Raw genomic sequence first — 7,823 nt, forward strand, 5'->3', positions numbered from 1 at the left:
GTGAACGCAATTATGAGGACCATCGTCATGTCAGCCACGCTTGTGCTGGTGACGAGCGGCAGTCGAGGGGCGAGGGCCTGTGAAGAAGCGGGTCAGGTCGCCAGTGTCGAGGGCGAAGTGAGCATACAGCGCGTCGGTGACCCGAAGCCGCGCAATGCTGCGGTTCAGGAATCGCTCTGTGTCGGTGATTCGATCGCCGTCGGCGGTTCGAGTCGCGCTGCGCTGAAGCTCATCAACAACGCCGTGCTGCGCCTCGACCAGAATACTTCCCTGCGATTGGCCGCGGTCAGCGCCAATTCTCAGGATTTCACCTGGCTCGACGTGGCCCAGGGCCTGGTGCAGTCGTTTAGCCGCCAGCCACAGCGCATGCGCATCGACACGAAAGCGCTGCGCGCCATGATCCACGGCACCGAATTCGTGATCCGTGCTTCCGATCGTGACGCCGAGGTCACCGTCATGGAAGGCGAGGTGGCGGTGTCGAACGGAGCCGGAGAAGTCAAGGCCACGGCAGGCCAGGCAGCCTATGCCGAAAAAGGCAAGGCTCCCGTTCTGCGCACGGTCGTGCGTCCGCGCGATGCGGCGAGCTGGTCGCTGTTCTATCCACCGCTGTTGTCCTCGCTCAGCAACGCGCTGGGTTCCGACGCCCATTTGCCGCTGGTACGCGAGGCCCTGGCGGCGATGCAGCGCGGCGATGCGGCCCGTGCACTGCGCTTGCTGGACAGCGTCCCGGCCGCTCAGCGCGGACCGGCGGAGGCGCAGATTCGGGCGGCTGCGCTGCTCGGCGCGGGCCGCAGTGCGGAAGCGGAAGCCGCGCTGAATCAGGTGCTGCAACGCAATCCGCAGGATGGACTCGTCTACGCGCAGCGCGCGGTGATCTCGGTCGCGCAGAACCGGCGCCAACAGGCGCTGGCGGACGCACAGAGGGCGGTGCAGCTCAGTCCGACGGCGGCAGCCCGGATCGCTCTTTCGTACGCGCAGCAGGCCAATTTCCAGATCGAGGCCGCACGCGACACGATGCTGACCGCGGTGCGGCAGCATCCGGGCGATATGCTGGCCTGGGCCCGCCTGGGTGAGCTGTGGCTGATGCTCGGGGAACGGAAGCGTGCCGTCGAAGCCGCTGAAAGGGCCGTCGCGATATCGCCCGATTCGGTTCACGCGCAACTCGTGCTGGGTTATGCCGCGCTGGCGGAATACCAGACCAAGCGCGCGATCGAGATCTTCGAGCGCTCCGTGCAACTGGCCTCGGCCGATCCGATGGCGCACTTTGGTCTCGGCCTAGCCCGGATCTCCAACGGCGATCTGGCTGAGGGACGGCGCGAACTCGAGGTCGCCGTCAGCCTCGACTCGAACAGCGCGCTGCTGCGGTCCTACCTCGGCAAGGCGTACTACGAAGAGAAGCGCCATCCGCTGGACGAGCAGCAGTTCGAGATCGCCAAGCAGCTCGATCCGAACGATCCGACGGCCTGGCTGTATTCCGGCATCATGAAACAGTCGGTCAACCGGCCGATCGAAGCGATGCAGGACCTGGAACAGGCGAAGGCGCTGAACCGGAACCGCTCGGTCTATCGCAGTCGCGAATTGCTGGATTCCGACCGCGCGGCCGAGACGACGAGCCTGGCGCGTGCGCTGAACGATCTCGGCTTCTGGGAACTGGGCGTCGTCGAGTCCGGCTATTCGCTGGCGATGGACCCGAGCAGTCCCGGAGCGCACCGCTACCTGTCGGACACCTACCGCAACCAGCACCTCGCGCAGATCTCGCGCGTCAGCGAGTTGCTGCAGGCCCAGTTGCTGCAGGACGTCAACATCAACCCGATCCAGCCGGGCCTCGCCGAAACCAGCCTGTACATCATCAATGCAGGCGGCGCGGCCACGCCGGGATTCAACGAATTCACGCCGCTGTTCGAGCGCAACATGACGCAGCTCAACGCGACTGGCTTCGGCGGCACCCAGGACACCTACGGCGGTGAAGGCATCCTGACCGGCATCTACGACCGCCTGTCGCTGAGTGTCGGTGCACAGCACCTGAACACCAGCGGCTGGCGGCCGAACAACGGCCAGCAGCAGGCCGTCTACAACGGCTTCGCGCAGTATGCGCTGACGCCCGAGCTGAACGTGCAGGGCGAATACCGCCGGACCGAGCTGGACACCGGCGATCTCGCGTTCAATTTCGACCCGGCCAGCTACTCGACCAACAAGAGTACGAGCCGGCTGTACGAGATGGGGCGCTTCGGTCTGCGCTATGCCCCCGCGCCGCATTCGACCTTTCTGGTCTCGTATATCCATAACGCGGCGAATAACCGTTTTAGTGATTCCGGGCTGCCCGTCGCACCAGACATCACCTTCGGTTACCGGGACAAGGCGAACCAAACCGGGAACCAGATCGAAAGCCAGTACATCTATCGCCGCGATTGGCTGAACCTGATTGCCGGCGCGGCCTATAGCACGGTCGACTCGAACGAGCCTTCGTACAACGAGTTCATCGACTCAAGGACGAGTCGGGTGCTCGCCAGCCAGGCGGTGCAGCTGGGTTCCCACACCCATCAGCCGCACGGCTACCTGTATGGCAATGTCAACTGGCCGACGTCGATGACCTGGACGCTGGGCTTCAGCATGGACGGGTTGAACACGCAGTACGCCGACAAGCTTGGGTATGACCGCACCAGCTTCAACCCCAAGTTCGGTGTTCAGTGGCAGGCGACACCTTCCCTGCTGTTGCGTGCGGCGGCCTTCAAGACCGTCAAGCCGCTGCTGGCCAATAACCGAACCATCGAACCGACCCAGGTCGCCGGTTTCAACCAGCTCTACGACGATCACAACAGCACGCGCTCGACCAAATACGCCGCCGGTTTGAACTGGCAGCTCCACAGGGACTTGTACCTTGGTGCCGAGACCGGCTGGCGCTATCTGGACGAGCCCTACATCGATAATGAGAAAGTGCTGTCGCTGGGGCAGAACGAAATGCGGCAACTGCTCTATCTGTACTGGACGCCGACCGAGCAATGGGCGCTGAAAACCCTGTTCCAGTACGAGCGCTACCGCAGCGACCCATTTTCGGATCCGGATCTGCCGAGCGAGGTCGGCGCCTTTTCGGCGCCGACGACGCTGAGCTTCTTTCACGAAAGCGGCTTCTTCGCGGCGGTCGCCGGCACCTTCGTGTCTCAGGCCGTTCATCGGCGCGAGAACGCCACGTTGGCCCAGGGCAGTGACAGCTTCTATCTGGTCGACCTAGCGGTCGGCTACCGCTTCCCGAAGCGGCTCGGCATCCTGAATCTGGGTGTCAGCAACTTGTTCGACACGTCATTCCGTTACCAGGACGACAACTACCGGCGCGCGCTGGACGTCAACACGGTCGCGCCGTATTACCCGGAACGCGCCTTCCAGGCGAAGTTCACCTTGATCTTTTAGGCTTGGGGAGCACAAAGCCCATGGTGTGAAGTAGATCACAGTTTGCAACGTTTCCCGGAAGCTGGGGGGGGCCGGCAGCCGAACCCTTACCGATTACGGAGAAACCGTCATGAACGCATATCGCACCTTTTTTCTGGGTCTGTTGGCCATGCTCGCCGTCGCGAGCGCCGCACAGGCCGCCGACAGCGCTGCCAGCACCACCGTGCTGGCCAGCCGCTCGAGTTGTGACTCCCTGACCGTCTATCCGATGGTCGATGGCGTCGCCGACGTGAAGACGCCCATTCCGCTGTTCGAGGCGCGCGATGAACTGTTGACCGGTTCTGCGACCGGGCCCGATGGTCAGCAATTCGCCTACCTGACCAGCGCCAACAGTAAAGCGATCGTCACGTGGTGGACTCAGGTGGGCGGGCAACCCACGGTCGCCGCCCTGATCGGAGGGACCAAGGGTGAGCAGATTTACTTGTACAACAGTGAGATAAAGTCGGGCGTCACGGCCGACAACAATCTGGCCGTGGACGGGAAACTGACGCAGGTTGCCTTCTGTTACGAGGGCGATGCCGCTGCGGCGAAGGACCTTGCAAACCCGGTCACGCTGTCGGCAGTGAGCCTGGATAGCCTGACCGTTGAGCCATCCCTGAACCTCGCCTATGCGACGACGGCGGTCGGCCGTTGCGTCTGCCGAACGACGTCGACAGGCACACGCGTTTGCTTCCCGACCGGTTGCGCTCGCTAGCTATCACTGGCTCCAAGCACAACAAGCCGCCGCCATGGCCACCGAATTCGAGCGTTGCGGTGCTGCTGCGCCGGACACGCCAGCCGAGCCCCCGGAACGCGGGGGCCAGCTCGTGCCCGGCCCGCGGCCCGCGCCGTGGAATCCGTTCGGGGCGCTGGTGCGCGCCATTCGGCGGGTGGCGGTGTCTTTGGTGTCACTGCGCTTCGCAGTGCCAGGGTTGTTCATCGCGCTCGCGGCGATTCTCTCGCAGTACACCATCAAGCGCGACCAGCGTTCCGCCGAGGATGTCGTGCGGGGTTATGCAGTCGCTCAGATGATGGACCGCATGTATGCGCTGCAGGCCCAGATCGGGATGGCAGCCCAGTCGCGGCGCAACGACCGGTTCGAGTTTACCCTTCCCCGGCTCGACGGCGGCAGCGAGTCGGAGGAAACGCTGATCGCCGACACCCGCTCCCTGATCCTGTCCGCCACCGGTTCCGGTGCCGTCGGCCGCTCGCTGCATGAGATCCTGCCGCGCGGTGTTGCGGCCTGGAATGGTGAGCCGCTGCACGAGGTCGTGGAGCGGGTGCGGCGGTCCGAGGCCGGAGAAGTCCACGTGGCCGGCGCCGGACGGCTCATTTTCGGTTTTTGTCCGGCGTTCTTCGGTCCGCATCGGGCCGGCGTGGTGGAGCCGGACCGGACTGGCGTCGTCATCATGCGGCGCGACTTATCGCGGGATCTGAGCGCGGCTCGCGCCTCGGTGTTCAATCACACCATGGAGTCGGTCCAGTTGATTCTGGCGTCGGCTGCGGTCGTCGGACTGCTGATTCATCTCGGTCTGACGCTCCGGCTCAACCGCGTCGTCCGGGCCACCGAACGCTTCACGGCCGGGGATCTCGATCGGCGGGTCCGCATCGGCGGACTGGACGAGGTAGCCCAGCTGGGTCGAGCCTTCAACCGGATGGCCGAGCACGTGGCGGACACCCAGCGTAGCCTGGAGCATAGAGTCGAAGTGCGCACGCTGGATCTGGCTCGGCTCGTTCGAAACCTGAAGCTGGAAGTTGCCGAGCGGCAGCGTGTCGAGCAGGCGCTGACCGACGAGAAGGAATTGATGCGGGTGACGCTGGCCTCCATCGGTGAGGCCGTTTTGACCACCGACCCGTCAGGTTGTGTTACCTACGTCAACCCCGCTGCCGCGCTCCTGCTGGGCGATCACAGTGAGTCCCTGGTCGGCCAGCCCATGCGCCAGGTCATGCGCGTAACCGGCGATCAGACCGCCGAAGCCCAGCCTAAGCGGCTGCGGTGCTTCGTGACAGGCAGCGCCGACGAAATCCAGAGCGGCAGCGCATCGCTGCTGCGCGGGGGTGCACGGCCGCTGCCGATCGATTACTGTGTCGCGCCAATACGTGAGGGCTCCGGTTTGCATGTCGGCACGGTGTGGGTGCTGCGGGATGACACCGAGGCGCAGAACGCGGCGCGACGCCTGAGCTATCAGGCGTCGCACGATGCGCTGACCGGCCTCGTCAACCGCGCCGAGTTCGAGCGTCGCCTCGGCAACCTCTTGAAGGTCGGTCCGGATGACCGGACCCATTGCGCGCTGTATATCGATTTGGATCAGTTCAAGATCGTCAACGACACTTGCGGTCACGCCGCCGGCGATGAGCTGCTGCGCCAGATCAAGGACGTGCTGATGTGCCACGTGCGCCAGCACGACACCTTCGCGCGGCTGGGTGGCGACGAGTTCGGCGTCCTGCTCGAAGCCTGTAGCATCGACCAGGCGCTAAGGGTCGCCGATCTGATTCGGCTCGCAGTCCAGGAATTCCGCTTCTCGTGGGGCGAGCACACCTTCTCGATTGGGGCCAGTATCGGCCTCGTGTCGATCGACCCGAAAACCGACACGGTTGCGAGCGTGTTCCAGGCGGCCGACACGGCGTGCTATGCGGCCAAGGAGCAGGGGCGCAACCGGGTCCAGGTGTTCAGCCAGGACGACTGCGCGTTGGTCCAGCGCCATGGCGAGATGCTGTGGGTGCCGCGTATCCAGGAGGCCTTGTCCAACGACCGCTTCGTGTTGTACTACCAGCCTATCGTCCCGCTGTCGGGTGGCCTCGAACGACACGGCGAAATCCTGCTCAGGATGCGCGACCGTGACGGCAAGCTGGTCATGCCGTCGGCTTTCATCCCCAGCGCCGAGCGCTACAAACAGATGCAGGACATCGATCGCTGGGTTATTCGCAACGCCTTCCGCAGTCTGGCCCAGTGGAATGAGCGTAATGCCGAGCCGCTGTCGCTGTCCGTGAATGTTTCAGGGCAGTCGCTCAGCGATGAAGGATTTCTCTCCTTCGTGGAGCGCGAACTCATCGAGTGGAATGTGCCGCTGGATTCCGTCTGCTTCGAGATTACGGAAACGGCGGTGGTCTCGAACCTCACCCATGCCAAGCAGTTCTTCACGCGGCTGAAATCACGCGGCGCGCGCTTCGCACTCGACGATTTCGGCAGCGGCCTTAGCTCGTTCTCGTATCTGAAAAACCTGCCCGTCGACTACCTGAAGATCGACGGCAGTTTCGTCAAGGACATGGCCACGGACCCGATCGATCGCGCGATGGTCGAGGCCATTCACCGCGTGGGCAACGTTATGGGGCTCGAGACCATCGCGGAATTCGTCGAGGACGACGAGATCGCGCAAGAGCTGACCGAGATTGGTGTGAACTACGGTCAGGGTTATGGCCTCGGCAAACCTCGACCGCTCGCGGACCTTTTCGTCAGCGGATACCTGACTGACGCGCCGGCATCTCGCTTGGCGCTTTGATCCGGGGCGACAGAGCTTCGTCCCTGCCGGGCCAGCCCGGCGGAGGGGGCAGTCGGATCCTGATAGGTTTTGGACCCCGCGCGCGTCAGGAACCAGCCGGTGCGGATGCCTTTGGTTAGCTGCACGCCGGAGTCACGGAGCACCTCGGCGTAACGGGAAGCCACTTCCCGCCGTCGGTTGAGTCGCACCCAACCCACCTTCCCAACGTCCCCTAGGCCTCACGCCCGTTCGGCGAGGCCAGTCAATTCCGGTTCCCCAGCCGGGCGAATGCGGGGTATTTCCCCGGTCTTATTCGCCAACCCCGTGCCAACGGGCAGGCTCACCCCCTCGCTTCAAAGACCGAGACCAGCGTCTGTGACGAAACTCCGGCCTTCCCGGCCGGAATAACACGGCTCGGCTTCGCGCCGGTCATGCCCTCGCTCCCTGTCCTGCCCGCGCAACCGGGAAGCCACGGCCTTGGCCCGTGACGGCCAAGCGTCGCGCGGCTTGACGGCAACGTCGCCCCGGCCGTGGGCGATCGCTCCGGTGCTCTCCCGCCCCAAGCCCCTCGCCCACGCACCGTCCGGAATTGTGACCTGAATCACCGTTTTCCCGCCAAGCCCGGACAGGGCCCTTACTAGAGTTTGGTCACGCTCAGTTCAACTCGGGTTTCTCACCGCAGCGAATACTCCGACCCAAAACGAACTGAAACCACTTCTCTGCATAAGACCAAAATCCAAGGGTGAGTCTCATGAATACCAAAACCGCCGCCGCTGTCGCCTCCCTCCTCGTCGCAGCAGCCCCCATCGCCTCCGCCGTGACCTTGTCCGCCACGAACCTGGCTTTCCCCGATCAGCAGATTTTCACCACCAGCACCTCGAAAACCCTCACGCTGAAAAATACCAGCACCAAAACGGAAAG

At 64.0% G+C, this 7,823-nt stretch carries 3 protein-coding genes; all 3 read left to right on the forward strand.

What is annotated here, in order from left to right:
* Positions 1 to 27: 27 nt before the first annotated feature.
* The 3 genes from ACW73L_RS09165 to ACW73L_RS09175 all read left to right on the forward strand — a co-directional run bounded on the left by ACW73L_RS09165 (position 28) and on the right by ACW73L_RS09175 (position 6,923).
* A complete protein-coding gene (locus ACW73L_RS09165) occupies positions 28 to 3,405 on the forward strand; it encodes a tetratricopeptide repeat protein (protein WP_498921550.1) in 3,378 nt (1,125 codons plus the stop codon).
* Positions 3,406 to 3,514: 109 nt separating this feature from the next.
* Positions 3,515 to 4,138: a hypothetical protein gene (locus ACW73L_RS09170; RefSeq protein ID WP_498921552.1), complete on the forward strand. Its 624-nt coding sequence runs from the start codon at positions 3,515 to 3,517 to the stop codon at positions 4,136 to 4,138.
* Between the two features lie 34 nt (positions 4,139 to 4,172).
* A complete protein-coding gene (locus tag ACW73L_RS09175; protein WP_498921554.1) occupies positions 4,173 to 6,923 on the forward strand; it encodes an EAL domain-containing protein in 2,751 nt (916 codons plus the stop codon).
* Positions 6,924 to 7,823 lie beyond the last annotated feature (900 nt).

It is taken from the genome of Methylolobus aquaticus (genome assembly GCF_054172105.1).

Coding starts and splice junctions, on each gene's coding strand:
- ACW73L_RS09165 (WP_498921550.1), top strand. CDS start 28: ATGTCAGCCACGCTTGTGCTGGTGACGAGCGGCAGTCGAGGGGCGAGG.
- ACW73L_RS09170 (WP_498921552.1), top strand. CDS start 3,515: ATGAACGCATATCGCACCTTTTTTCTGGGTCTGTTGGCCATGCTCGCC.
- ACW73L_RS09175 (WP_498921554.1), top strand. CDS start 4,173: ATGGCCACCGAATTCGAGCGTTGCGGTGCTGCTGCGCCGGACACGCCA.